Source organism: Bacillus sp. 9.4 (genome assembly GCF_055486415.1).
Genome location: NZ_JBVFMU010000003.1, coordinates 654,688 through 678,695, shown reverse-complemented (window position 1 = coordinate 678,695; position 24,008 = coordinate 654,688). Strand labels below are relative to the sequence as shown.

Sequence of the window (24,008 nt, the reverse complement as noted above, 5' to 3'; positions counted from 1 at the left end):
TGCATAGCCAGTCTTTTCTTTTATTTTAAGACAGTGAAATAAATTCCGAACTTTAAATTAAATTTAAGTTATCAATATTCGTTTTTACCAATAAAAATTTAGATTTTTTAAAAATAATCTTTTACATCGGCCTTAAAAACCATGTACAATAGTGATGGTAAAAACAAAGAACAGGATACGGATAGGAGAGGATCTCGCTGATGAAACATTTACCTGCGCAAGACGAACAAGTGTTTAACGCCATTAAAAATGAGCGTGAACGCCAACAGACTAAGATCGAATTGATTGCTTCTGAGAACTTTGTAAGTGAAGCGGTTATGGAAGCACAAGGATCTGTTTTGACAAATAAATACGCAGAAGGATATCCTGGCAAACGCTACTACGGCGGATGCGAGCACGTCGATGTCGTTGAAGATATCGCCCGTGACCGCGCGAAGGAAATCTTTGGAGCGGAGCATGTAAACGTTCAGCCTCATTCAGGCGCACAAGCAAACATGGCAGTGTACTTCACGATTTTGGAGCAAGGCGATACTGTACTTGGGATGAACCTCTCCCACGGCGGCCATTTAACACACGGAAGCCCAGTCAACTTCAGCGGTGTTCAATATAACTTTGTTGAGTACGGCGTAGATAAAGAAACTCAATATATTGATTACGATGACGTGCGTGAAAAAGCCCTCGCTCATAAACCGAAGCTTATCGTAGCAGGAGCAAGTGCGTATCCTCGTACAATCGACTTTAAGAAATTCCGTGAAATTGCTGATGAAGTCGGCGCTTACTTCATGGTGGATATGGCACATATCGCAGGACTTGTTGCGGCAGGCCTTCATCCAAACCCGGTTCCTTACGCTGATTTCGTTACAACAACAACACATAAAACACTTCGCGGTCCTCGCGGCGGTATGATCCTTTGCCGTGAAGAGTTTGGCAAGAAAATTGATAAATCGATCTTCCCTGGAATTCAAGGCGGCCCTCTGATGCACGTTATTGCCGCAAAAGCTGTTTCATTCGGTGAAGTATTGCAGGACGATTTCAAAACATATGCACAAAACGTCATTTCAAACGCGAAACGTCTGGCTGAAGCCTTAACGAAAGAGGGCATCCAGCTCGTTTCAGGCGGAACAGACAACCACCTTATCCTTGTTGACCTTCGTTCGCTCGGACTGACTGGTAAGGTTGCGGAGCATGTACTTGATGAAATCGGTATTACGTCTAACAAAAACGCGATTCCATATGATCCTGAAAAACCTTTCGTAACAAGCGGCATCCGTCTTGGTACAGCTGCTGTAACTAGCCGCGGTTTTGACGGAGACGCTTTAGAAGAGGTCGGTGCTATCATTGCGCTTGCATTGAAAAACCACGAAGACGAAGGAAAACTTGAAGAAGCAAGACAGCGTGTAGCTGCTCTGACTGATAAATTTCCTTTATATAAAGAATTAGATTATTAAGATCCTAAAACCCGCTTGGGCTTATGCCCGGCGGGTTTTTTGACGATGTTCTTGAAACTCAATGTCTTTTTTTGTAGAATCAATAGAAGTGTGTAATTGTTGATGGGACAATAAAAAAGGAGCTGAAACACAGTATGGGAAAGGTTTATGTATTTGATCATCCTTTAATTCAGCACAAGCTGACATATATACGGAATGAAAATACAGGTACGAAGGATTTTAGAGAGTTAGTAGATGAAGTAGCTACACTCATGGCATTTGAAATTACCCGCGATCTTCCTCTGGAAGAGGTGGATATCAATACACCGGTTCAGGCTGCGAAATCGAAAGTCATCTCAGGGAAAAAACTCGGAGTGGTTCCTATCCTCAGAGCAGGATTGGGAATGGTTGACGGCATTTTAAAGCTGATTCCTGCGGCAAAAGTGGGACATGTCGGCCTTTACCGTGATCCAGAAACCTTAAAACCCGTGGAATACTATGTCAAGCTTCCTTCTGATGTGGAAGAGCGTGAATTCATCGTGGTTGACCCGATGCTCGCTACAGGCGGTTCCGCAGTTGAAGCCATTCACAGCCTTAAAAAACGCGGTGCGAAAAATATCCGTTTCATGTGTCTTGTAGCAGCGCCGGAGGGTGTGGAAGAATTGCAGAAGCATCATTCGGACGTTGATATTTACATTGCGGCGCTAGATGAAAAATTAAATGAAAAAGGTTATATTGTTCCAGGTCTCGGAGATGCGGGTGACCGCATGTTTGGAACAAAATAAAAAATGAAATCCCCAAAAGGGGGTTTCATTTTTTTATCCAGTTTTTTGCTATTCGGTGAATCTGTATACAATTATAGGTGAAAATGTGAACATTCTGTGGAGACGTAAAGTATAAAAAGTTTTTTAACTTTAAACAGATTGACACATGTTAGGGGCTATTGTATGCTAAACGAGGGTATTATGAGAAGGTTTTCATAGCTTTCATTATAGTCCTCATCCTCAATGTAAATCCTCTCAGCAAACCCGTATTATGAGGATTTATTTAAGCGAATGAAACAGCATCCCTGCAAGGCTTGCGGATGAATGATTTTTTCGAACAGGCCCGTTTTGCCGGTCAAAAAAGGTCTTCTACTAAGGGTTAACCGCTGATTTTTGCCGTATCCAAGCTATACATTATTTTTTCATCAGGAGACAGATAATTGATGGACGATCCCAAGCTTACATTTAGCAGACAACGCAAATATTTATTGTTCATTTTGGCAGTGTATGTACTGGGTTATGGTTTAACAGCGTATAAAACCGTTTTTTTAGGCCTTATTCTGGGAACTGTTTTCAGTTTGTTTAATTTTTTACTGCTCGTCAGGAGAATGAATGCTTTTGACAGAGCTGTTGAGAAAGGAAAGTCCATACGATCTCTCGGGAGCGCAGCGCGGTGGTGCAATGCGATTCTTGCTGTGGCTGTTGCCTATAAAAATCCCGAATATTTTCATATGGCAAGTACAGTTATTGGATTAATGACAATATACCCTGTCATTATGATAGATTCCTTTATCCAGCTTAAACGTTCATCAATGGAAGAGAGGTGAAAACCCTTTGAATCATGGTTACAGAACTATAGAATTTCTAGGTCTTACTTTTAATCTGACAAACATTCTGATGATTACTGTGGCGAGTGTGATTGTTTTATTGATTGCTATATTGACGACAAGAACGCTTTCGATCCGTCCCGGAAAAGCCCAGAACTTTATGGAATGGATTGTTGATTTCGTCCGCAATATTATTGGCAGTACAATGGATTTAAAAACAGGGGCTAACTTCTTGGCACTTGGTGTCACATTGCTGATGTACATATTTGTGTCGAATATGCTGGGGCTGCCGTTCTCTATTACAATCGGACATGAGCTCTGGTGGAAGTCTCCGACAGCCGATCCTGCCATTACATTAACGCTAGCCGTGATGGTTGTTGCTTTAACCCACTACTATGGTGTGAAGATGAAAGGGCTCAAGGAATATTCCAAAGACTATTTAAGACCTGTTCCATTCATGCTCCCGATGAAAATCATCGAAGAGTTTGCGAATACGCTGACTCTAGGTTTGCGGCTGTATGGTAACATCTTCGCCGGTGAGATTCTTCTCGGCCTGCTTGCGGGATTAGCAACAAGCCATTATTCGCAAAGCGTGGCTCTCGGTCTTGTCGGTACAATCGGTGCCATTCTGCCGATGCTGGCATGGCAAGCATTCAGTTTATTTATTGGTGCTATCCAGGCATTTATCTTTACAATGCTGACGATGGTGTACATGTCTCATAAAATCAGTCATGATCATTAAAACATTATATCCAAACGGATAACATTTTAAAGGAGGAACTTTTTCATGAATTTAATAGCAGCTGCGATTGCAATTGGTTTAGGCGCACTTGGTGCAGGTATTGGTAACGGTTTGATTGTTTCACGTACGGTAGAGGGGATTGCCCGTCAGCCGGAAGCAGGTAAAGAACTGAGAACTCTTATGTTCATGGGTATCGCATTAGTTGAAGCCCTTCCTATTATCGCTGTCGTTATCGCATTCTTAGCGTTCTTTGGCTAAGCATAAAAGCCTTATATGAACTAAAAATGGCGAAGATCATTCCAAGAGAACCTTCGCCATTGCTTTATGTCTGATAAGCATCCCGCCTTGCCGGCTGAAAAGAGACAAGTGCGGCTGCTGGATCAGCAAAGAAAAACCTGCAGAAGGGAGTTGCCGTAGTAGATGTCTCAATTACCACTTGAACTAGGATTGTCGTTTAACGGCGGAGATATCCTGTTCCAACTGTTAGCTATGTTAATCTTATTAGCGCTTCTGAAGAAATACGCTTTAGGGCCGCTATTAAACATAATGAAACAGCGTGAAGACCACATCGCTGGAGAAATTACGTCTGCTGAAGAAAAAAATAAAGAAGCGCAGCAGCTGATTGAAGAGCAGCGCGTTCTTTTAAAAGAAGCAAGACAGGAATCCCAAACTCTTATCGAAAACGCAAAGAAACTGGGAGAGAAGCAAAAAGAAGAGATTATTCAGGCTGCACGTGCAGAATCTGAACGTCTGAAAGAAGCAGCAAGAACTGAAATCGTGAAGGAAAAAGAACAGGCGGTTTCTGCTCTCCGTGAGCAAGTAGCGTCTCTTTCTGTCATGATTGCGTCGAAAGTGATCGAAAAAGAACTGGATGAACAAGCGCAAGAGAAATTGATCCAGGACTATCTTAAAGAGGTAGGAGAAAGCCGATGAGTGGATCAGCTGTCTCTAAACGATATGCATCAGCTCTTTTTGATATAGCCAATGAGTCCGCTCAGCTGAATCAAGTAGAAGAAGAGCTAACTGTTGTAAAACAAGTATTTCAAAATGAAAAAGCGCTTAATGATGTGTTGAACCATCCGAAGGTGCCGGCTGTGAAGAAAAAAGAGCTGATCCAAAATGCATTTGGCTCTTTGTCACAGTCCGTGCTTAATACGATTTTTCTTTTGATTGACCGCCATCGTGCCGCGATTGTGCCTGAGCTCACAGATGAGTTTATCAAACTCGCAAATGAGGCCCGTCAAACAGAAGACGCAATCGTATATTCAGTGAAACCGCTGACGGATGCGGAAATTTTACCATTATCACAAGTGTTTGCAAAAAAAGCCGGAGTCGCTTCGCTGAGAATCAGAAATGAAGTGCAGACGGATTTAATAGGCGGCATTAAAGTCCGCATTGGAAACCGGATTTATGACGGCAGCGTAAGCGGGAAGCTTCAGCGCATTGAACGTCAATTAGCCGGGGAAAATCGATAGAAGGGGTGAAACCTAAGTGAGCATCAAAGCTGAAGAGATTAGCACGCTGATAAAACAGCAAATACAAAATTATCAATCTGATATTGAAGTTCAAGACGTAGGTACAGTCATCCAAGTCGGTGACGGTATTGCACGTGTGCACGGCCTTGACAACTGTATGGCCGGTGAACTTGTCGAATTTTCAAACGGTGTTTTGGGTATGGCTCAAAACCTTGAGGAATCAAACGTAGGTATCGTCATCTTAGGACCTTTCAGTGAGATCCGTGAGGGAGACGAAGTAAAAAGAACAGGCCGCATCATGGAGGTTCCTGTTGGTGAAGAGTTAATCGGCCGTATTGTAAATCCGTTAGGCCAGCCTGTAGACGGACTTGGCCCGATCCTTACAAGCAAAACTCGTCCGATTGAGAGCCCTGCACCAGGCGTTATGGACCGTAAATCCGTTCATGAACCGCTTCAAACCGGTATCAAAGCGATCGATGCACTGATTCCAATCGGCCGCGGCCAGCGTGAGCTGATCATCGGTGACCGTCAAACAGGTAAAACATCTGTTGCGATCGATGCGATCCTGAACCAAAAAGACCAAGACATGATCTGCGTATATGTTGCGATCGGTCAAAAAGAATCAACAGTCCGCGGCGTAGTAGAAACATTGCGTAAACACGGCGCGCTTGATTATACAATTGTTGTAACGGCGTCTGCGTCACAGCCGGCACCGCTTCTGTACCTGGCACCGTATGCTGGGGTTACAATGGCAGAAGAATTTATGTACAGCGGCAAGCACGTTCTTGTTGTATACGATGATCTTTCTAAACAAGCGGCTGCTTACCGTGAGCTGTCCTTGCTTCTTCGCCGTCCGCCAGGCCGTGAAGCGTTCCCTGGGGATGTATTCTATCTTCATTCCCGTCTGCTTGAGCGTGCAGCAAAGCTTAGCGACGCGAAAGGCGCAGGATCAATTACAGCTCTGCCGTTCGTAGAAACACAAGCCGGAGATATCTCTGCTTATATTCCGACGAACGTCATTTCCATCACCGACGGACAGATCTTCCTGCAATCTGATTTGTTCTTCTCAGGCGTACGTCCAGCGATCAACGCCGGATTGTCTGTATCCCGTGTCGGCGGCTCAGCGCAAATCAAAGCGATGAAAAAAGTATCAGGTACTTTGCGTCTTGACCTTGCGTCATACCGTGAGCTGGAAGCATTCGCTCAATTCGGTTCTGACCTCGACCAAGCGACTCAGGCAAAACTGAACCGCGGTGCACGTACAGTTGAAGTGCTGAAGCAGGATCTGAACAAGCCGCTTCCGGTTGAAAAGCAAGTAGCCATTCTTTATGCGCTGACTAAAGGATATCTCGATGATATTCCTGTGGCGGATATCAGACGTTTTGAAGAAGAGTACTACATGTACCTTGACCAAAACCATAAAGACCTGCTTGACGGAATTGCGAAAACAGGAAACCTTCCTGCTGATGAAGACTTCAAAGCTGCAATCGAAGGCTTCAAACGCACATTTGCACCAAGCAACTAACTCGAATGCTGATGAGAGAAAAAGGTTCTCTTTTTCTCTCTTTTTACGCAGATGAAGAGAAAAGGTGGTGAAATCTTTGGCCTCATTACGCGATATTAAGTCAAGGATCACGTCAACGAAAAAAACAAGTCAGATTACAAAAGCCATGCAGATGGTATCTGCGGCTAAGCTGAATCGTGCTGAAAACAATGCAAAATCATTTGTGCCATATATGGATAAAATCCAAGAGGTTGTGTCAAACGTCGGAAGAGTTTCCGGCAACGTAAAGCATCCGATGCTTCTCAGCAGAGAAGTGAAAAAAACGGCATACCTTGTCATTACGTCTGACCGCGGTCTTGCCGGCGCTTTTAACAGTTCGGTTTTACGGAGTGCTTATCAGGCCATGCAAGAACGTCATCAGTCTAAGGATGAGTATGCGGTGATTGCCATCGGAAGAGTGGGCCGTGATTTCTTTAAGAAACGTGAGATTCCGATCATTTCCGAGTTAACAGGACTTGGGGATGAAGTGACGTTTACAGAAATTAAAGATCTTGCCCGTCAAACGATCCAAATGTTTATAGACGGTGCGTTTGATGAATTGCACCTTGTTTATAACCATTTTGTCAGCGCCATTACTCAAGAAGTAACGGAGAAAAAACTTCTGCCGTTATCTGATTTGGGCAGCGGCGGCGGAAAAAGAACGGCGTCTTATGAATTTGAACCATCTGAAGAGGAGGTTCTGGAGGTTTTGCTTCCTCAATATGCAGAAAGCTTAATCTTCGGTGCGCTTCTTGACAGTAAAGCAAGTGAGCACGCTGCAAGAATGACGGCGATGAAAAACGCGACAGACAACGCGAAGGAACTTATCGATTCACTTTCGCTTTCTTACAACCGCGCTCGCCAAGCAGCCATCACACAAGAAATTACGGAAATTGTCGGCGGAGCAGCCGCTTTAGAATAGAAAGATTTTGTCAGGAGGGATAGCGATGAAGAAAGGACGCGTTAGCCAGGTATTAGGACCGGTCGTCGACGTGCGTTTTGAAGACGGTCACTTGCCTGAAATTTATAATGCGATTAAAATTTCACAGCCAGCTGCAAGTGAAAACGAAGTAGGTATTGATTTAACGCTTGAGGTCGCTCTTCATTTAGGTGATGATACAGTCCGTACAATCGCAATGGCATCTACGGATGGTGTTCAGCGCGGTATGGAAGCTGTAGATACAGGAGCGCCAATCTCAGTACCGGTTGGTGATGTAACACTTGGACGTGTATTTAACGTTCTCGGAGAAAATATTGATTTGAATGAGCCGGTTCCTGCGGATGCGAAAAAGGATCCGATTCACAGACAGGCGCCTTCATTCGATCAGCTTTCAACAGAAGTTGAAATTCTTGAAACAGGTATTAAAGTTGTTGATTTGCTTGCTCCTTACATTAAGGGCGGTAAAATCGGATTGTTCGGTGGTGCCGGTGTAGGTAAAACCGTATTAATCCAGGAATTAATCAACAACATCGCGCAAGAGCACGGCGGTATCTCTGTATTCGCCGGCGTAGGAGAGCGTACTCGTGAAGGGAACGACCTTTTCTACGAAATGAGTGACTCTGGCGTAATCAACAAAACAGCCATGGTATTCGGACAAATGAACGAGCCGCCGGGCGCACGTATGCGTGTTGCTTTGACAGGCCTTACAATGGCTGAGCACTTCCGTGATGTACAAGGACAGGACGTACTGTTCTTCATCGATAACATTTTCCGTTTCACACAAGCGGGTTCAGAGGTTTCAGCCCTTCTTGGCCGTATGCCTTCAGCGGTTGGTTATCAGCCGACGCTTGCAACTGAGATGGGTCAGCTCCAAGAGCGTATCACGTCTACGAACGTTGGATCAGTTACATCTATCCAGGCGATCTACGTGCCTGCCGATGACTACACTGACCCGGCGCCGGCGACAACGTTCGCTCACTTGGATGCGACAACAAACCTTGAGCGTAAATTAACTGAAATGGGTATTTACCCTGCGGTTGATCCGTTGGCATCTACATCACGCGCCCTTGCTCCTGAAATTGTCGGAGAAGAGCATTATGCAGTTGCGCGTGAAGTACAGTCAACGCTTCAGCGTTACAAAGAGCTTCAAGATATCATTGCGATTCTCGGTATGGATGAATTAGGCGAGGAAGACAAACTTGTCGTTCACCGCGCACGCCGTATCCAGTTCTTCCTTTCTCAGAACTTCCACGTGGCTGAACAGTTCACTGGACAAAAAGGTTCTTACGTGCCTGTAAAAGAGACGGTACAAGGCTTCAAAGAAATCTTAGCCGGTAAATACGACCATCTTCCAGAAGATGCGTTCCGTCTTGTAGGCCGTATCGAAGAAGTTGTTGAGAAAGCAAAAGAAATGGGTGTAGAAGTTTAATCTGGTCCTAGGAGGGTAAAAGCATGAAGACCGTTAAAGTCAATATCGTTACTCCCGACGGCCCAGTATACGATGCGGATATCGAAATGGTGAGTGTGAGAGCCGAAAGCGGCGATCTCGGTATTTTGCCAGGCCATATTCCAACCGTGGCTCCTCTTAAAATCGGCGCTGTCCGTCTGAAAAAAGACGGGCAGACTGAAATGGTTGCCGTCAGCGGCGGTTTTGTAGAAGTCCGTCCTGATCAGGTCACCATCCTTGCCCAGGCTGCCGAGACAGCGGAAGGCATCGATAAAGAGCGCGCTGAAGCTGCACGCCAGCGGGCGCAGGAGCGTTTGAATTCTCAATCAGATGATACTGACATTCGTCGGGCTGAGCTTGCGTTACAGCGGGCTTTGAACAGATTGGATGTAGCAGGGAAATAAGAAAAAATCCTTCTCTTTATGAGAAGGATTTTTTTATGAACGAACAAGAGAATCAAACAGCGACAGCAGCGGGCGATCCTCTTTTTGGCGCAGGTATAAACCATCACAGGCATTCATTGTATGCCACGATTTGCGATGTCTTCTAAAGCCAAGTGTATAAGCGCCGTCTTTATAGGGATAAGGTTTTACAACCCATTCAGCATCTTCATGGCGGGCAATCACGCAATCTATAAGATAAACACTGATCATTTTCTCGAATTCTTCAATAGGAAGATTCCAATCAGCAAGCAAAAGTTCTTGTATACTTTGAAAATAGAGGTTTTCAAGCTCTTCAAGGCTTTCTCTCGTATAGGTAAGAGAAATGTTAAAAAACTGACACAATTCATTCAGTTCTTCAATCTGTGACTGTCTATAATCATAATAGAATGCAATTGCTTCCCATTCCTGATCAAAAATTGGCAGGTCCTCACCATATTGCTTTTCAGGCTGAAAAAAAGAATGATTCACATTTGCCAGCTCCTTTCCAATAAAGTATACCATGTAAAAGAATCGCACTTTAAGCGGGGATTAGCCCTAGATTTGGCTGATTATTCCGTTCTGTATAAAATGTATCATCTTTATCTGTGCTTCTTATATAATAAGAAAGGGTATGAACGCAGAGAAAGGAGTGTAATAGATGAGTGTATTGGGACAGCAGGCTGCAATCGGCATTGTCGTTCACCTGATTTTTATAGCAGTGACTTGGTGGGCGTTGCAAGCCGTCAATATAGATCCGTTAATCAAAAAAGGCAAAGTCGTGCAGGCAAGACTCCTGATGATTTTGCTGACAATTGCCATTGGAACGGCCGTTGCCAATTTCTTTTTAGATTATCTCAATTATTCACAGCAGCTTCCCTATCTATTTTAATAGGTTTTGAACATTATTATCATTAAATGGTTGGGAGAAGCGGGTTGAAGCGAATAGCTCGAGTTTTGACGAAGATTTTTACGTATGGCGCCTCTTGCCTCCGGTAAAACTGGGGATAAGGGGGAGAGATGAACATGAAGAAAAAACAAGTAAGCCACGCTATTATCATTTCCGTCATGTTAAGCTTCGTCATTGCTGTTTTCCATACCATCCATGCGAGTGAATTAACGCCGTTAGCACAAATGGCAGAGGGGATGGAACGCCAAGATGTGTCAATAGATAAGTGGACATTGCATGCAAAACAAAACATGTCACTGACCGAAAAAGAATTTTATCAAAAAGTGCAACGTTTAAAATCAGAGTATCGTCAATATGATTGGGTGATTGCACGGGAAGATAAAATGATAAAGGCAATTGGCACATATACTGACAAAAAAAATCGTACTTCTTTTAGACTGCAGCTTGTCACAACCCTCAAAAAACACAATCCAACTTCGTATTTATTATATGAGCAAATGAGTCTAGAGACACCGGATAGCTGGAATGATACATATGAACAGTTTGAACGGGAGACACTTGGGATATTCCAAGAAAAAGTAGTTATTTTTACTTGTCTAAATGGTCACTTAGATGATAATATGAATATTGTTTTGCAAAAAAAAGCAAATCAGTTATTAAATGAATTTCAAGCAAGATCAGTAGAACATGTAGTTGAGCCAAATTTCGTTTCTATTTCTGCGTTTACAGATGAGTGGGAAGAGTACATTATGACCTCGAAACATAAAATGAATTTGCAAATTGCACTTAGAAGTGCAGGAATGGGCGGAAAACATACCGTTACGGTTGGCACACCAATCGTTACGACTGAATATTAATATAGAGAATTTAGGGACGCGGAGGGGAATACCTTGGAAAAAATCATCGTCCGCGGCGGTCAGAAGTTAAACGGCACAGTCAAAGTTGAAGGCGCTAAAAATGCCGTTTTACCTGTTATCGCTGCATCTTTATTAGCAAGTGAAGAAAAAAGCGTAATTTGTGATGTACCTACGCTCTCCGATGTATATACAATTAACGAAGTGTTGCGTCATTTAGGAGCAGATGTGCATTTTGAAAATAATGAAGTGACTGTAAATGCTTCATACGCTTTGCAAACTGAAGCACCTTTTGAATATGTTCGTAAAATGCGTGCGTCTGTGCTTGTCATGGGGCCGCTTCTTGCGCGTACAGGTCATGCAAGAGTTGCACTTCCGGGCGGATGCGCAATTGGTTCCAGACCGATTGATCAGCATTTAAAAGGTTTTGAAGCAATGGGCGCAGAAATCAAAGTCGGTAATGGCTTCATTGAAGCTGAAGTAAAAGGCCGACTGCAAGGCGCAAAAATTTATCTGGACTTCCCAAGTGTAGGAGCTACAGAGAACCTGATTATGGCAGCCGCTCTAGCTGAAGGAACAACAACGCTGGAAAACGTGGCAAAAGAACCCGAAATCGTTGATTTAGCAAACTATATCAACGGCATGGGCGGAAAAATCCGCGGAGCTGGCACCGGCACCATCAAAATTGAAGGAGTCGAAAAGCTTCACGGCGTAAAACACCATATTATTCCTGACCGTATTGAAGCGGGCACATTTATGGTTGCTGCTGCAATCACTGAAGGAAACGTATTAGTAAAAGGAGCGGTTCCTGAGCACCTCACCTCTTTAATTGCAAAAATGGAAGAGATGGGTGTAACAATTAAGGATGAAGGTGAAGGTCTGCGTGTCATCGGCCCGAAAGAACTTAAACCGATTGACATCAAAACAATGCCTCACCCGGGCTTCCCGACTGATATGCAGTCACAAATGATGGCGCTTCTGCTTCGTGCAAGCGGCACAAGCATGATTACAGAAACCGTTTTTGAAAACCGTTTTATGCATGCGGAAGAATTCCGCCGTATGAATGGTGATATCAAGATTGAAGGACGTTCTGTCATCATTAACGGTCCTGTACAGCTTCAGGGAGCTGAAGTTGCAGCGACTGATTTGCGTGCAGGTGCAGCGCTGATTCTTGCGGGGTTAGTGGCTGAAGGTCACACACGTGTTACTGAATTGAAGCACTTAGACCGCGGTTACGTTGATTTCCATAAGAAGCTTGCCGCTCTGGGCGCAGACATCGAACGTGTAAATGATGAGTCTGCTTCTGAGCAAGAGAATAAAGAAGTCGTTTCTGACTTAAATGCATAAACTTACTTGAAAATCAGTATGTCACTCTGGCATACTGGTTTTTTATTTTTTGTGTATTATCATCATTATGCGCAAAATAGCAAAAAAGAATACGTAAATGACAAATAAAGTTTCTGTCCAAAACGAGAGTCATATTAGCTTGTCCCTGCCCATAGACTAGACTAGAGTCGAATCCCGAGCAGGAGGCAGCTGAATATGAAACAATTCGCAATCACACTATCCGTACTATGTGCATTGATTCTCTTGGTTCCCACACTCTTGGTTATACCATTCCAGCATAATAAGGAAGCGGGGGCCAGCATAGAATCAGAAAAGACAGCAGTCAGCACGAAACCAGCATCGAAAGGAGCAGAAACATTGAAAGCATCACCTGTTTCTATTCCCGTCTATCGAACCGCAAATCAATCCGTAGAAGACATTCCGCTTGAAGAGTATGTGATTGGAGTCGTCGCCTCCGAAATGCCGGCAACCTTTAAACCTGAAGCGCTGAAAGCCCAGGCGCTCGCCGCCAGAACATTTATTGTCAGACTGATGGTGTCAAATTCAGCGGTAGAGGCTCCTAAAGGCTCACTGGTGGATGATACACAGATGTTCCAGGTGTATAAAAGCAAAGCGGAGCTGAAAAAACAGTGGGGCACAAGCTATGAGACAAAACTGAAGAAAATCACAGATGCGGTAGCCAGTACGCAAGGCAAAATCTTAACGTACAACAACCAGCCGATTGAAGCCTCCTTTTTCTCCACAAGCAACGGCTACACAGAGAATGCAGAAGCTTATTGGACAAGTGCTATCCCATATTTAAAAAGCGTCAAAAGCCCATGGGATAAAAAGTCTCCGAAATATAAGGCAACGAAAACCTTTACAGCGGCAGAATTTCAGCAAAAGCTTGGCGTCAAGCTGGATGGATCTAGCGCAGTAGGGAAGATTACCGGCGAGACACCGGGCCACCAGGTTGCAACTGCCGTCATTAACGGCAAGACGCTGAAAGGAAGAGACATACGTGAAAAGCTGGGTCTCAACTCCGCCGATTTTGAATGGAAGCGAAATGGAGACACAATTACAGTCACGACGAGAGGATTTGGCCACGGTGTGGGGATGAGCCAATACGGAGCGAATTTTATGGCCAAAGAAGGCAAAACGGTTGATGACATTGTAAAGTACTATTACCAAGGCACACAAATTTCTGAGGCAGATGCGTTTTTGAATAAATATATGGCGAAAAAGTAGAAAAAGACGCTCTTTAGGCGTCTTTTTCTGTTCCTGAATATCTTTTATCTAAGAGCAGCTGAAACGGTTTAGAGGAGCTTCTGACCGTCTTTAAGGATCAGTCCTTTTTTCCTGATTTCAGGCTTTGAGATTGTGGTAAAGTCATCCACATTAGTCGACAGACTTCGACAGACTCATATAACGAAAGCCGAAAGGCGGACAATCTTCTCTTTTCATAGGGGCGTTAGGTGGAAATCACTAATAAAAACATAGGTTTCTATGCAAAAGTAAACAACAGCAATGGGGAAGCCCGCCCTATTTATTTCTCGGTTTTTGTTGATTACGATAGATTATGTTCAGCGTTGAACATCTGCACGCAGAAACAAATTGGTAAAGGGGTACGAACATGAAGAAAAGATTTTCACTGATCATGATGACAGGATTGCTATTTGGATTAACTTCACCTGCTTTTGCAGCTGAAAAGACAGAAACGGAGGCTAAAGCGCCGGCGAACGTGGCGGTCTTGCTTGATGCCAGCGGAAGTATGGCGAAAAGAATAGACGGTGTATCTAAATTTAATTCAGCCAAAAAAGAAATTTCAAAGTTTGCGAGCTCACTGCCAGAAGGAACTCAGGTGAAAATGAGCGTGTTTGGCTCTGAAGGAAACAATAAAAATTCCGGAAAAGTTCAGTCATGTGAAGCCATTCGCAACGTATACGGCTTCCAAAGCTTTAATGAGCAAAGCTTCCTCAATTCTCTCAATACAATTGGGCCGACTGGCTGGACGCCAATTGCCAAAGCGCTGAACGAGGCGAAATCTTCTTTTGACCAGCTTGATGCAAAAGGGGAAAAAGTGGTGTATCTGCTGACAGACGGTGAGGAAACGTGCGGAGGAAACCCGATTAAAACAGCAAAGGAACTGCAAAAAGACAATATCACTGTTAATGTGATCGGCTTTGATTATAAAGAGGGATACAAAGGCCAGCTGAACGCAATTGCGAAAGTAGGCGGCGGTGAATACTTCCCGGCTTATACCCAAAAAGATGTTGAGAAAATTTTCACTCAGCAATCACTAATGTTATCTAAATAAGAAAAAAGAGGCTGGTGATGGTCAGCCTCTTTTTGTATGTAACAAAAACTTCAAAACTAATTAGCTGTCTGCCTGTAGCATAGTAGCAGATTTCCGTTTTTCTGTCATAATCAAGGCGAAAAAAGAATGAATGATCACACAATCTGTTTATGCTTTCTGGGCGGAAATGGCTAAAAATGAACGGCATTTCAAGCGATTTTGGACAGATCGTGAAAGCAGCACAAAAGGCAGCATGTCCTATATCTTTTTGCATTTTCGTATTCTAGCATAAAGAAGAATCCAACATATAGTTGGAAAATATGAAAAAGAAAGGAAGTAATCGTATGAAAAAATTGCTGGCTGCCGGTATCATTGGATTGTTGACTGTTTCCATTGCCTCCCCGTCTTTTGCCGCTGAGAAACAGGCTGATACAAATGTAGCTGTTTTGTTTGACGGAAGCGGAAGCATGGTTCAAAAAACAGGAGGAGAGCGCAAAATAGACATTGCCAAAAAATCAGTAAAATCTTTTGCCGAACTTCTTCCGAAGGATACAAATCTTATGCTTCGCGTTTTCGGGCATGCAGGGAACAATAAACTGTCCGGTAAAGCCCTTTCGTGCAGTACGACGGAAACCATTTACGGCCTTCATCCATATGAAGGGTCTCTGTTTGACAATTCATTGAGTGAGCTCAAGCCGACTGGATGGACACCGATTGCCAAAGCACTTGCAGACACAAGAAAAGAATTTGAAGCATTTGACGCAGACGGGAAAAACGTGGTGTATTTAATCACTGACGGTGAAGAAACGTGCGGCGGAGACCCTGCGGCAGAAATCGAAAAGCTCCGTGCATCAAATGTGGATACGATTGTAAACATCATTGGCTTCAACTTTGATGTCAAGGGTAATGAAGAGATGAAACAAGCAGCTGTCGCTGGCGGCGGAGAATATATTTCAGCGAACAGTGCGGATGAGTTCGAACAGGCTTGGGAAAAAGAAGCACAAAAATTTACTGAGTAAGGAACCTAAAGATCAGGCGCTCCCCCAGGCGCCTTTTTTATTGGTTTAAAAACAGTTTGGGCGGGAATGATACCCTAAAAAGGGGTTGAACATATGAAATTATTCGGAATGATTTTTCTTATAGCCACCGTTGCATTTATATTGCTTGGTGTTCTTCTAAAACTGGCAGCCTTCTTTTTTGTCAGCATTCTCACCTTGATCGCAGCTATTGTGCTGTTTACGGTTCTGAAAAAGAATCAGCATAATCAAACATAGAGTCCTTTATACAGAAGTGTCTCAGCGTGTCGACAAACCCCGCGTTCGTTTTCCATGCACATTGGTAAAAGGAACCGCGGCTAAATGCTTAGGCGCCCTGCCTAAACACCGCCGTCATCACATCCTGTGAAAGCCCTTTATATAGAGGGCTCTTTTTGTGTCTCAGAATTCGACAAAATCCGAGGAGTGTGAAAAAATATAAAGGCAGGAACATTGCGGAGGGGAAGAGACATTGAACGATAAAGTAACTGCGGTCAGGGATGTATGGCGCTATGAACAAGGGGAAATAAGCAAAGTAGAAGACCGGATGGTGACGGAATTCCCTTTGACAGTGATACTGAATGGCAGTGAATTTGTGACGCTCGTTTGTACGCCTGAGCATATCGAAGAGCTTGTCATCGGATTTCTCGCATCAGAGGGTGTTATACGATTTCAAAAAGAAATTAAAAGGTTTACAATAGATGAAAGTCTCGGTTTTGTATATGTCGACCTCGTTCACCCTGAGACATTGGATCAAAAGGATTATACGAAACGGGTGATCGGCTCATGCTGCGGAAAGGGCCGTCATTTTTATTTTCAGCAGGATGTCAAAACAGCCAAGACGGCTGTCAGCCAAATCAAGATATCGCCTGAGGCATGTTTGGCGCTTATGAAAGACATGCAGCAAGGGAGCGGGACGTTTCAGGATACGGGAGGCGTCCATAATGCGGCGCTTTGCGACACAGAGAAGCTTCTGTTAATGCGCACCGATATCGGTCGGCACAACGCACTTGATAAACTATACGGACACTGCCTTCTAAACGGTATGTCCGTACGCGACAAACTGATTGTGTTCAGCGGCAGAATCTCATCAGAGGTCCTGTTAAAAGCGGCCAAAATCGGCGTGTCGATTGTCATTTCCAAATCGGCCCCGACGGAGCTTGCGATTCAAATGGCTGAAGAATTGAATATCACAGCGATTGGATTTGTCAGAAACGGATCATTTAATGTATATACACACCCTGAGAGAATCAGGGGATAGGAAGGGGCTGTAGCTATGATTACAGAGTCGCGTCAGATGTTGGATAAAAGAAACAGACCGCTGAGAGACCTTCGCATTTCTGTTACAGACCGCTGCAACTTCCGATGCACGTACTGTATGCCCGCCGAATTATTCGGCCCGGATTATCCTTTTTTAAAGAAAGAGGAGCTGCTTTCATTTGAGGAGCTGGAACGGCTTGCGACATTGTTTGTCACAAGATTTGGCGTTGAAAAAATCCGCCTGACCGGCGGAGAGCCCCTCATGAGAAAGGATATGCCGGAGTTAATCAAAAAACTGGCCCGCATACCGGGTATTCGTGACATCGCGATGACGACAAACGGATCACTGCTGCCTGTTTATGCAAAGAGGCTCAAGGAGGCTGGGTTGAAAAGGGTTACGATCAGCCTTGATTCTTTAGAAGACGAGCGTTTTAAGAAGATAAACGGGCGTGGCGTTTCTGTCAGCAAGGTGCTGGAAGGCATTGAAGCGGCGAAGCAAGCAGGGCTCGGTGTTAAAATCAATATGGTCGTTCAAAAGGGCGTCAATGAAAAAGATATACTGCCTATGGCCCGTTATTTTAAAGAAAAAGGGCATATCCTGAGATTCATTGAATTTATGGACGTAGGCAACACCAACCAATGGGAAAAGAAAGACGTCATGACAAAGGCGGAAATCATAGATTTGATCAATGAACACATGCCGGTTGAGCCGATAGCGCCTAATTATATAGGCGAAGTGGCTTCCAGATTCCGCTACTTGGACGGCTCCGGAGAAATCGGCGTCATATCATCTGTATCTGATGCGTTCTGCGGATCTTGCAACAGAGCCCGTCTTTCTGCGAGAGGAGAGCTGTTTACCTGCTTATTCGCTTCAAGCGGATTTGACCTCAGAGCTCCGATTCGCCAGGAATTAAGTGATGACGAACTATCAGAAATGATCGGGACAGTATGGAAAAATCGGATCGATCAGTATTCAGTCGATCGTACGCTATCAAAAGCATCTGGCAAAAAGAAAGTGGAAATGTCTTATATTGGCGGTTAATTTGAAGTCAAAAGCTTATCGGCACTGTCCGATAAGCTTTTTTATTAGAATCCGAGTGCAAAAAATACGTATAAAAACCGAAATATATAAGGATAGGCATAAAGAAGGAATCATTGTAAGAAAATTTAATTCCAAAGCCATACATTATGTTAAAATATAACCAATTAGAAAATAGAAAGGGTTGGAGGGGCATGGCCGCGTACGAGATCCCGTCATCTCAAGTAGGAGTGAAAATCAATAAGTGGTATAAGCACATTTTAGCATTTCAAGTGGCTGATGCCGTAAAGCTGAAGAAAGAAATTGATCTAGATATCGAACAGATGGAAGAGGATCAGCTGCTTCTCCTGTATTATCAGCTGATCAGCTACCGGCACCAAATTATGCTGGATTATGTAAAGCCTGACCTGCACGAGGAATCTCAGCTTCAATATCGTGAATTGATCAAAACGCTGGAAAGCAATCAGGACAGCATCTCCGGATTATCTGAGTATTATTTTCACTTGTTTAGAGGAATGTACGAATTTGAACAGAACAATTACATCTCGGCTATATCCTTTTATCGGAAAGCTGAGAAGATGCTTGCGTTTGTAGAAGATGAAATTGAAAGAGCGGAATTTCATTTTAAAGTGGCGGAAGTCTTTTATATTATGAAGCAGACGCACTTTTCCATGAACCACGCTGTACAGGCGCTGGAGACGTATAAGGCTCACGATTTTTATAGAGTCAGAAGAATTCAATGCCATTTCGTCATATCAGGAAACTACATAGACTACAGAAATTATGAAAAAGCGCTTGAACATTTAGATGACGCGTATCGCCTTGCTTTATTGGAAGGACAGCCCCGTTTGATCGGATCAGCCCTTTATAATATCGGGAATTGCTATGATGACAAGGGGGAGCTGGATCAGGCCGCCGAATACTTTGAAAAAGCGCTTCCTGTCTTCGAGGATTATCAGCTGGAACAGCTTCCAAAAGCGCTCTTCAGCCTGACTCGCGTTCTTTTCAAAAAACAAGATAGCGAAGCTGCGATACGGTACTATGAAAAAGGGATTGCCATTGCCCAAAAACGAAACGACTTCTTCAGTCTGGCAAAATATAAATTTCTGCAGGCATTATATGTGGAATCTGTCAATTTGGATATGATTCAAGAAGTATTTGATTATATGGAAGAAAAGGGCCTGTATGTATATATTGAAGAATTTGCTTTAGATGCTGCCTCCTATTTCAGTCATCGCGAACAATATAAAGAAGCGGTGTATTTTTATGAAAAAGCGGTCAGCATGAGAGAGATGATTCAAAGGAACGATTGTTTATATGAAGTATGAGACAAAACCATCTGCTGGCAGATGGTTTTTTTTTATGCAAAAAAAGGGGAGCATCGGAACGTTTATTTCCGGGGAGAACAGGAAAAATCGCTACAGCACTGTTTTTTGAACAAAAGCCGTTTTGGGATGCAGATATGCATGTGAGGGGGAATTCAATGTTTGGTTTCAATGATATGGTGAAGTTTCTGTGGTCTTTCCTCATTGTTCTGCCGCTTGTACAGATTATACATGTTTCAGGGCACAGCTTTATGGCTTTTATTTTTGGCGGAAAAGGATCGTTGGATATAGGCATGGGAAAAACGCTGCTTAAAATTGGACCCATACGGTTCAGAACGATTTATTTTATCGATTCTTTTTGCCGGTACGGGGAGTTGAAAATTGACAATCGATTCTCAAATGCACTCGTGTATGCAGGGGGCTGCTTGTTTAACCTCATCACGATTTTTGCAATCAATCTGCTGATTTTACACAGTGTATTAAAGCCGAATGTGTTTTTCTATCAGTTTGTCTATTTTTCTACGTATTATGTGTTTTTTGCCCTGCTGCCGGTCCGATATTCAGAGAAAAAGTCATCAGACGGGCTGGCGATATACAAGGTGCTCCGTTACGGAGAGCGCTACGAAATCGATAAATAACATTAGAATGTTTATTGCCTCTCAGATCGGGAAGGTAACAAGTACACACATAATTGAGAGGGGAGAATTAACATGGGTAACGATAGTGTAAAAGACAAAATGAAGGGCGGCTTCAATAAAGCCAAAGGAGAAGTGAAGGATAAAGTCGGAGATATGGCTGACAGAACGGACATGCAGGCTGAAGGCAAAAAAGATAAGGCAAAAGGCGAAATCCAAAAGGATATCGGGAAAGCCAAGGATAAATTTTCAGATAAAGATTAATCGTACGGAAGAGGCAGGAAACGAAATGTTTCTTGTCTTTTTTTGTTCGCTTTTTCTGATGTGAATAAATATAACAAAAAAAGAAGCTGATTTGGTCAAGGTAACTAAATTTTTTAAATATTCTTTGAATTAATAAGCCTCTTCTATATAATAATGACATAAGTTGTAAACTTTTATAACATCATTTGGAGAAATCAAACAAAGGGGTTTTGATGACGGAATGTACTGCACCGAAGAAAGTGTCGGAAGCCACGGGAGTGCGAAAAAACAGTTGATATCGACACAAGCGGGGATTCAGTGAAGGCCGGAATTCTTCACTCGTTAAGAGGAACGGTGGCGATCAGCGAAGTGTCCGTCTATGATGCGGAGTTAATGGCAATAATCGGGTTCTCGGTATCGTGGAGGACGGCGCCTCAGACTGGCCTCCATGCCATGCTTCCGGTTGCGGAGCAAAACAACGGGCTGCCATCAGAAATGTAACGTCTGGTTATGATCAATCGATGGTTTAGCACAGCCTCAGCATGGAGGTTCACCCGGGGCAGATTGTCGCTGTATTAGGCCGAAATGGAGTCGGCCAATCCACTTCATAGGCCTGCTTCCGGCTAAACAGGGGGGCTATTTGTTTTAATCAAACGTTTGTTCAAAACGAAAAGGCGGTCTCAGCAGCAGCTTGCAATCGCCAGAGCGCTGATGGTAAATCCGAAAAATATTTTACTTAATGAACAATTGGAAGGAATTCAGATTTTAATTGTCGAACTAGTCAGACAAGTTATTATAGAAATTTCCAGAAAAAAAGACATTTGTTATCTTAGTCGAGCGCAGTCTGGAAAACGCGTTAACCTGTGCTGACTATCTTTCTGTAATCGACAGGGGAACGGTTGTTGACCATGGCAAGGCTGATGAAGAAACGGCATGCCGCTTTGAAAGGCACCCTACCGTATGACCCCCATTCTCGAAGAAAGGGAGGTGATGTCCCGCCTGCATGCTCCACAAATTCGTAGTAACCGCATCCGCTTTATATGACAAAAGAAGGAGGATTACAGATGAAACTGACACCGGTTGAACAAGAAAAATTGCTCATTTTTGCAGCGGGGGAATTAGCCAAACAGCGAAAGGCGCGGGGCGTTCTGTTGAACTATCCTGAGGCTGCTGCTTATATCACCTGCTTTATTATGGAAGGCGCACGTGATGGGAAGGGAGTAGCAGAGCTGATGGAAGCCGGCCGCCATGTATTAACGGAAAAAGATGTGATGGAAGGTGTGCCTGAGATGCTGGACAGCATTCAGGTGGAGGCCACATTTCCGGATGGAGTAAAGCTTGTTACGGTACATCAGCCAATTTCTGCGGAGGTGAAGTCATGAAGCCGGGAGCATTTCAAATTGCTGAGGGAACCATTACGATTAATGAAGGCCGTGAGATACGGGAGGTAACGGTAAAAAACACCGGATCACGCTCCATTCAAGTCGGTTCGCATTTTCATTTTGCGGAGGCCAACGGGGCTTTATTATTTGACCGTGAGCTGGCGATCGGCATGCGTCTTGATGTTCCATCAGGCACGTCGGTCCGTTTTGAGCCGGGAGAGCAGAAAACGGTCTCACTAGTGGAAATCAGAGGACGCAAGACAATTAGAGGGCTGAACGGAATGGCCGACACGTTTATCGATGAACGCGGCAAAGAAAAAACGTTGGCCAACTTAAAACAAGCCGGCTGGATGGAGGGTGTAATCCGATGAAAATGTCACGGGAGGAATATGCGGAACTGTTTGGCCCGACAACGGGCGATAAAATCAGATTGGGCGACACGGATTTATGGATCGAAGTCGAAAAGGATTTCACAGTATACGGTGAAGAAATGATCTTTGGCGGCGGAAAAACAATCCGCGACGGCATGGGCCAAAACGGCAGAATCACAGGGAAGGACGGCGCTTTGGATTTGGTTATCACCAACGTCGTGCTATTGGATTACACAGGCATTGTCAAAGCGGATGTCGGTGTGAAAGACGGCCGGATTGTCGGTGTCGGAAAAAGCGGAAATCCTGATATCATGGATGGAGTCGATCCGCACATGGTCATCGGAGCGGGGACAGAGGTGATTTCCGGTGAAGGCAAAATTTTAACAGCCGGGGGAGTGGACACGCACATTCATTTTATTTGTCCTCAGCAGATGGAAGTTGCGCTTTCTTCAGGTGTGACAACCCTTTTGGGAGGCGGAACAGGACCCGCAACAGGCAGCAAAGCGACAACATGTACGTCCGGGGCGTGGTATATGGCGAGGATGCTGGAAGCGGCCGAGGAGTTTCCAATCAATGTCGGCTTCTTAGGGAAAGGGAATGCATCCGATAAAGCGCCGCTGATCGAGCAGGTGGAAGCAGGCGCCATCGGCCTTAAGCTTCATGAAGACTGGGGCACGACGCCAAGCGCCATTAAAACGTGTATGGAAGTCGTGGACGAGGCTGATATTCAAGTTGCCATCCATACCGATACGATTAACGAAGCGGGCTTTTTGGAAAACACGCTCGACGCGATCGGGGACCGGGTCATTCATACTTATCACATTGAAGGTGCAGGCGGCGGCCATGCCCCGGATATTATGAGGCTCGCTTCTTATGCGAACATTCTGCCGTCATCTACAACGCCAACCATTCCTTATACCGTTAATACGATGGATGAGCATCTTGACATGATGATGGTCTGCCACCATTTAGATGCGAAAGTGCCTGAAGATGTGGCGTTCAGCCATTCCAGAATCAGGGCTGCGACGATTGCCGCGGAGGATATTCTCCATGATATCGGTGCGATCAGCATGACATCATCGGATTCCCAAGCGATGGGGCGGGTCGGTGAAGTGATCATCCGAACATGGCAGGTAGCCGATAAAATGAAAAAACAGCGCGGCGCTCTTGCCGGCGAAAACGGAAATGACAATGTGCGCGCAAAACGGTACATTGCCAAATACACGATTAATCCGGCAATTACGCACGGGCTCAGCCATGAAGTCGGCTCGGTGGAAAAAGGGAAGCTTGCTGATCTCGTTCTGTGGGACCCGGTATTTTTCGGCGTAAAACCGGAACTGGTCTTAAAGGGCGGCATGATTGCACGTGCGCAAATGGGAGATCCGAACGCGTCCATCCCGACTCCTGAACCGGTTTTCATGCGCCAAATGTATGCGTCTTACGGAAAAGCCAACCGCTCAACCTCGATTACATTTATGTCTCAGGCAAGCATAGAGCGTGGTGTGGCGGAAAGCTTAGGGCTGGAAAAAAGGATTTCTCCAGTCAAAAATATCAGAAAGCTGAGCAAGCTGGATATGAAGCTGAATTCGGCTTTGCCGAAGATTGAGATTGATCCAAAAACCTATCAGGTCTTTGCTGACGGGGAGGAATTGTCTTGCCAGCCTGTCGATTATGTCCCCCTTGGACAAAGATATTTCTTATTCTGATAAGACGCGGCCGGAGTGCATCCGGCCGTTCTATTGACTAAAA

30 protein-coding genes are annotated in these 24,008 nt (G+C 44.3%); 29 read left to right on the top strand and 1 reads right to left on the bottom strand.

What is annotated here, in order from left to right; all coding sequences use genetic code 11:
• Nucleotides 1-200: 200 nt before the first annotated feature.
• The 11 genes from glyA (at nt 201) to ACZ07B_RS15395 (ending at nt 9,569) form a co-directional block, all read left to right on the top strand.
• Nucleotides 201-1,448: a serine hydroxymethyltransferase gene (glyA, locus tag ACZ07B_RS15445; RefSeq protein ID WP_003227669.1), complete on the top strand. Its 1,248-nt coding sequence runs from the start codon at nt 201-203 to the stop codon at nt 1,446-1,448.
• Between the two features lie 134 nt (nt 1,449-1,582).
• Nucleotides 1,583-2,212, top strand: coding sequence for a uracil phosphoribosyltransferase (gene upp / locus ACZ07B_RS15440; RefSeq protein ID WP_003227670.1), 630 nt, complete (start codon nt 1,583-1,585; stop codon nt 2,210-2,212).
• Nucleotides 2,213-2,634: 422 nt separating this feature from the next.
• Entirely contained in the window at nt 2,635-3,018 is a 384-nt protein-coding gene (atpI, locus tag ACZ07B_RS15435) for an ATP synthase subunit I (RefSeq protein WP_003243159.1), read from the top strand.
• A gap of 7 nt (nt 3,019-3,025) precedes the next feature.
• The gene (gene atpB, locus ACZ07B_RS15430; RefSeq protein WP_003242621.1) at nt 3,026-3,760 is read left to right on the top strand and encodes a F0F1 ATP synthase subunit A; all 735 of its coding nucleotides are present in this window, start codon (nt 3,026-3,028) and stop codon (nt 3,758-3,760) included.
• Between the two features lie 45 nt (nt 3,761-3,805).
• The gene (gene atpE, locus ACZ07B_RS15425; RefSeq protein WP_003151167.1) at nt 3,806-4,018 is read left to right on the top strand and encodes a F0F1 ATP synthase subunit C; all 213 of its coding nucleotides are present in this window, start codon (nt 3,806-3,808) and stop codon (nt 4,016-4,018) included.
• Between the two features lie 162 nt (nt 4,019-4,180).
• Nucleotides 4,181-4,693 carry a F0F1 ATP synthase subunit B gene (gene atpF / locus ACZ07B_RS15420; RefSeq protein ID WP_003244051.1) on the top strand — a complete coding sequence of 171 codons (513 nt, stop codon included), beginning with the start codon at nt 4,181-4,183 and terminating at the stop codon, nt 4,691-4,693.
• Nucleotides 4,690-5,235: a F0F1 ATP synthase subunit delta gene (locus tag ACZ07B_RS15415; RefSeq protein WP_042975497.1), complete on the top strand. Its 546-nt coding sequence runs from the start codon at nt 4,690-4,692 to the stop codon at nt 5,233-5,235. Before atpF ends, ACZ07B_RS15415 begins: the two co-directional genes overlap by 4 nt.
• Before the next feature lie 16 nt (nt 5,236-5,251).
• On the top strand, nt 5,252-6,760 hold the full coding sequence (gene atpA / locus ACZ07B_RS15410; RefSeq protein WP_014478256.1) for a F0F1 ATP synthase subunit alpha: 1,509 nt from the start codon (nt 5,252-5,254) through the stop codon (nt 6,758-6,760).
• Nucleotides 6,761-6,836: 76 nt separating this feature from the next.
• On the top strand, nt 6,837-7,700 hold the full coding sequence (atpG, locus tag ACZ07B_RS15405) for an ATP synthase F1 subunit gamma (RefSeq protein WP_003244388.1): 864 nt from the start codon (nt 6,837-6,839) through the stop codon (nt 7,698-7,700).
• A 25-nt stretch (nt 7,701-7,725) separates the two neighbouring features.
• Nucleotides 7,726-9,147, top strand: coding sequence for a F0F1 ATP synthase subunit beta (atpD, locus tag ACZ07B_RS15400; protein WP_003227686.1), 1,422 nt, complete (start codon nt 7,726-7,728; stop codon nt 9,145-9,147).
• 23 nt (nt 9,148-9,170) lie between these two features.
• Nucleotides 9,171-9,569 (top strand): F0F1 ATP synthase subunit epsilon, encoded by a 399-nt coding sequence (locus ACZ07B_RS15395; protein WP_014478254.1) that lies wholly within the window; start codon nt 9,171-9,173, stop codon nt 9,567-9,569.
• 33 nt (nt 9,570-9,602) lie between these two features.
• Here ACZ07B_RS15395 and ACZ07B_RS15390 read toward each other — a convergent pair whose 3' ends face one another.
• Nucleotides 9,603-10,076, bottom strand: coding sequence for a hypothetical protein (locus ACZ07B_RS15390; protein WP_043940215.1), 474 nt, complete (start codon nt 10,074-10,076; stop codon nt 9,603-9,605).
• 169 nt (nt 10,077-10,245) lie between these two features.
• Here ACZ07B_RS15390 and ACZ07B_RS15385 point away from each other — a divergent pair, with 169 nt between their 5' ends.
• From ACZ07B_RS15385 to ureC, 18 genes are all read left to right on the top strand, one after another.
• Nucleotides 10,246-10,476 carry a DUF1146 family protein gene (locus ACZ07B_RS15385; RefSeq protein WP_003227691.1) on the top strand — a complete coding sequence of 77 codons (231 nt, stop codon included), beginning with the start codon at nt 10,246-10,248 and terminating at the stop codon, nt 10,474-10,476.
• A 134-nt stretch (nt 10,477-10,610) separates the two neighbouring features.
• Complete coding sequence (locus ACZ07B_RS15380) at nt 10,611-11,351, top strand: YwmB family TATA-box binding protein (RefSeq protein WP_015483817.1); 741 nt, start codon at nt 10,611-10,613, stop codon at nt 11,349-11,351.
• 33 nt (nt 11,352-11,384) lie between these two features.
• Entirely contained in the window at nt 11,385-12,695 is a 1,311-nt protein-coding gene (gene murA, locus ACZ07B_RS15375) for a UDP-N-acetylglucosamine 1-carboxyvinyltransferase (RefSeq protein WP_014478251.1), read from the top strand.
• 195 nt (nt 12,696-12,890) lie between these two features.
• Nucleotides 12,891-13,922 carry a stage II sporulation protein D gene (gene spoIID, locus ACZ07B_RS15370; RefSeq protein WP_464877389.1) on the top strand — a complete coding sequence of 344 codons (1,032 nt, stop codon included), beginning with the start codon at nt 12,891-12,893 and terminating at the stop codon, nt 13,920-13,922.
• Nucleotides 13,923-14,307: 385 nt separating this feature from the next.
• The gene (locus ACZ07B_RS15365; protein WP_003227700.1) at nt 14,308-14,991 is read left to right on the top strand and encodes a vWA domain-containing protein; all 684 of its coding nucleotides are present in this window, start codon (nt 14,308-14,310) and stop codon (nt 14,989-14,991) included.
• A 130-nt stretch (nt 14,992-15,121) separates the two neighbouring features.
• A complete protein-coding gene (locus ACZ07B_RS15360; protein WP_014478246.1) occupies nt 15,122-15,262 on the top strand; it encodes a hypothetical protein in 141 nt (46 codons plus the stop codon).
• Nucleotides 15,263-15,314: 52 nt separating this feature from the next.
• The gene (locus tag ACZ07B_RS15355) at nt 15,315-15,989 is read left to right on the top strand and encodes a vWA domain-containing protein (RefSeq protein ID WP_003243553.1); all 675 of its coding nucleotides are present in this window, start codon (nt 15,315-15,317) and stop codon (nt 15,987-15,989) included.
• A 93-nt stretch (nt 15,990-16,082) separates the two neighbouring features.
• Nucleotides 16,083-16,244, top strand: coding sequence for a hypothetical protein (locus ACZ07B_RS15350; protein WP_003227706.1), 162 nt, complete (start codon nt 16,083-16,085; stop codon nt 16,242-16,244).
• A gap of 232 nt (nt 16,245-16,476) precedes the next feature.
• Nucleotides 16,477-17,265: a formate dehydrogenase accessory sulfurtransferase FdhD gene (gene fdhD / locus ACZ07B_RS15345; protein WP_014481178.1), complete on the top strand. Its 789-nt coding sequence runs from the start codon at nt 16,477-16,479 to the stop codon at nt 17,263-17,265.
• 15 nt (nt 17,266-17,280) lie between these two features.
• Complete coding sequence (gene moaA, locus ACZ07B_RS15340) at nt 17,281-18,306, top strand: GTP 3',8-cyclase MoaA (protein ID WP_326383143.1); 1,026 nt, start codon at nt 17,281-17,283, stop codon at nt 18,304-18,306.
• A 191-nt stretch (nt 18,307-18,497) separates the two neighbouring features.
• Nucleotides 18,498-19,631 (top strand): response regulator aspartate phosphatase RapB, encoded by a 1,134-nt coding sequence (gene rapB / locus ACZ07B_RS15335; protein WP_464877388.1) that lies wholly within the window; start codon nt 18,498-18,500, stop codon nt 19,629-19,631.
• 155 nt (nt 19,632-19,786) lie between these two features.
• Complete coding sequence (locus tag ACZ07B_RS15330) at nt 19,787-20,266, top strand: hypothetical protein (protein ID WP_014478240.1); 480 nt, start codon at nt 19,787-19,789, stop codon at nt 20,264-20,266.
• Between the two features lie 72 nt (nt 20,267-20,338).
• On the top strand, nt 20,339-20,527 hold the full coding sequence (gene csbD / locus ACZ07B_RS15325; RefSeq protein ID WP_003227718.1) for a stress response protein CsbD: 189 nt from the start codon (nt 20,339-20,341) through the stop codon (nt 20,525-20,527).
• A 297-nt stretch (nt 20,528-20,824) separates the two neighbouring features.
• Entirely contained in the window at nt 20,825-21,007 is a 183-nt protein-coding gene (locus tag ACZ07B_RS15320; protein WP_464877387.1) for a hypothetical protein, read from the top strand.
• Between the two features lie 210 nt (nt 21,008-21,217).
• Nucleotides 21,218-21,376 (top strand): hypothetical protein, encoded by a 159-nt coding sequence (locus tag ACZ07B_RS15315; RefSeq protein ID WP_124059325.1) that lies wholly within the window; start codon nt 21,218-21,220, stop codon nt 21,374-21,376.
• Between the two features lie 194 nt (nt 21,377-21,570).
• The gene (gene ureA, locus ACZ07B_RS15310) at nt 21,571-21,888 is read left to right on the top strand and encodes an urease subunit gamma (protein ID WP_003227724.1); all 318 of its coding nucleotides are present in this window, start codon (nt 21,571-21,573) and stop codon (nt 21,886-21,888) included.
• Complete coding sequence (gene ureB, locus ACZ07B_RS15305) at nt 21,885-22,259, top strand: urease subunit beta (protein ID WP_003227726.1); 375 nt, start codon at nt 21,885-21,887, stop codon at nt 22,257-22,259. The genes ureA and ureB overlap by 4 nt, the downstream gene beginning before the upstream one ends.
• The gene (ureC, locus tag ACZ07B_RS15300; RefSeq protein ID WP_086344415.1) at nt 22,256-23,965 is read left to right on the top strand and encodes an urease subunit alpha; all 1,710 of its coding nucleotides are present in this window, start codon (nt 22,256-22,258) and stop codon (nt 23,963-23,965) included. Before ureB ends, ureC begins: the two co-directional genes overlap by 4 nt.
• Nucleotides 23,966-24,008 lie beyond the last annotated feature (43 nt).

Coding starts and splice junctions, on each gene's coding strand:
- glyA (WP_003227669.1), top strand. CDS start 201: ATGAAACATTTACCTGCGCAAGACGAACAAGTGTTTAACGCCATTAAA.
- upp (WP_003227670.1), top strand. CDS start 1,583: ATGGGAAAGGTTTATGTATTTGATCATCCTTTAATTCAGCACAAGCTG.
- atpI (WP_003243159.1), top strand. CDS start 2,635: ATGGACGATCCCAAGCTTACATTTAGCAGACAACGCAAATATTTATTG.
- atpE (WP_003151167.1), top strand. CDS start 3,806: ATGAATTTAATAGCAGCTGCGATTGCAATTGGTTTAGGCGCACTTGGT.
- atpF (WP_003244051.1), top strand. CDS start 4,181: ATGTCTCAATTACCACTTGAACTAGGATTGTCGTTTAACGGCGGAGAT.
- ACZ07B_RS15415 (WP_042975497.1), top strand. CDS start 4,690: ATGAGTGGATCAGCTGTCTCTAAACGATATGCATCAGCTCTTTTTGAT.
- atpD (WP_003227686.1), top strand. CDS start 7,726: ATGAAGAAAGGACGCGTTAGCCAGGTATTAGGACCGGTCGTCGACGTG.
- ACZ07B_RS15395 (WP_014478254.1), top strand. CDS start 9,171: ATGAAGACCGTTAAAGTCAATATCGTTACTCCCGACGGCCCAGTATAC.
- ACZ07B_RS15385 (WP_003227691.1), top strand. CDS start 10,246: ATGAGTGTATTGGGACAGCAGGCTGCAATCGGCATTGTCGTTCACCTG.
- ACZ07B_RS15380 (WP_015483817.1), top strand. CDS start 10,611: ATGAAGAAAAAACAAGTAAGCCACGCTATTATCATTTCCGTCATGTTA.
- spoIID (WP_464877389.1), top strand. CDS start 12,891: ATGAAACAATTCGCAATCACACTATCCGTACTATGTGCATTGATTCTC.
- ACZ07B_RS15365 (WP_003227700.1), top strand. CDS start 14,308: ATGAAGAAAAGATTTTCACTGATCATGATGACAGGATTGCTATTTGGA.
- ACZ07B_RS15360 (WP_014478246.1), top strand. CDS start 15,122: ATGATCACACAATCTGTTTATGCTTTCTGGGCGGAAATGGCTAAAAAT.
- ACZ07B_RS15355 (WP_003243553.1), top strand. CDS start 15,315: ATGAAAAAATTGCTGGCTGCCGGTATCATTGGATTGTTGACTGTTTCC.
- ACZ07B_RS15350 (WP_003227706.1), top strand. CDS start 16,083: ATGAAATTATTCGGAATGATTTTTCTTATAGCCACCGTTGCATTTATA.
- moaA (WP_326383143.1), top strand. CDS start 17,281: ATGATTACAGAGTCGCGTCAGATGTTGGATAAAAGAAACAGACCGCTG.
- rapB (WP_464877388.1), top strand. CDS start 18,498: ATGGCCGCGTACGAGATCCCGTCATCTCAAGTAGGAGTGAAAATCAAT.
- ACZ07B_RS15330 (WP_014478240.1), top strand. CDS start 19,787: ATGTTTGGTTTCAATGATATGGTGAAGTTTCTGTGGTCTTTCCTCATT.
- csbD (WP_003227718.1), top strand. CDS start 20,339: ATGGGTAACGATAGTGTAAAAGACAAAATGAAGGGCGGCTTCAATAAA.
- ACZ07B_RS15315 (WP_124059325.1), top strand. CDS start 21,218: ATGGTAAATCCGAAAAATATTTTACTTAATGAACAATTGGAAGGAATT.
- ureA (WP_003227724.1), top strand. CDS start 21,571: ATGAAACTGACACCGGTTGAACAAGAAAAATTGCTCATTTTTGCAGCG.
- ureB (WP_003227726.1), top strand. CDS start 21,885: ATGAAGCCGGGAGCATTTCAAATTGCTGAGGGAACCATTACGATTAAT.
- ureC (WP_086344415.1), top strand. CDS start 22,256: ATGAAAATGTCACGGGAGGAATATGCGGAACTGTTTGGCCCGACAACG.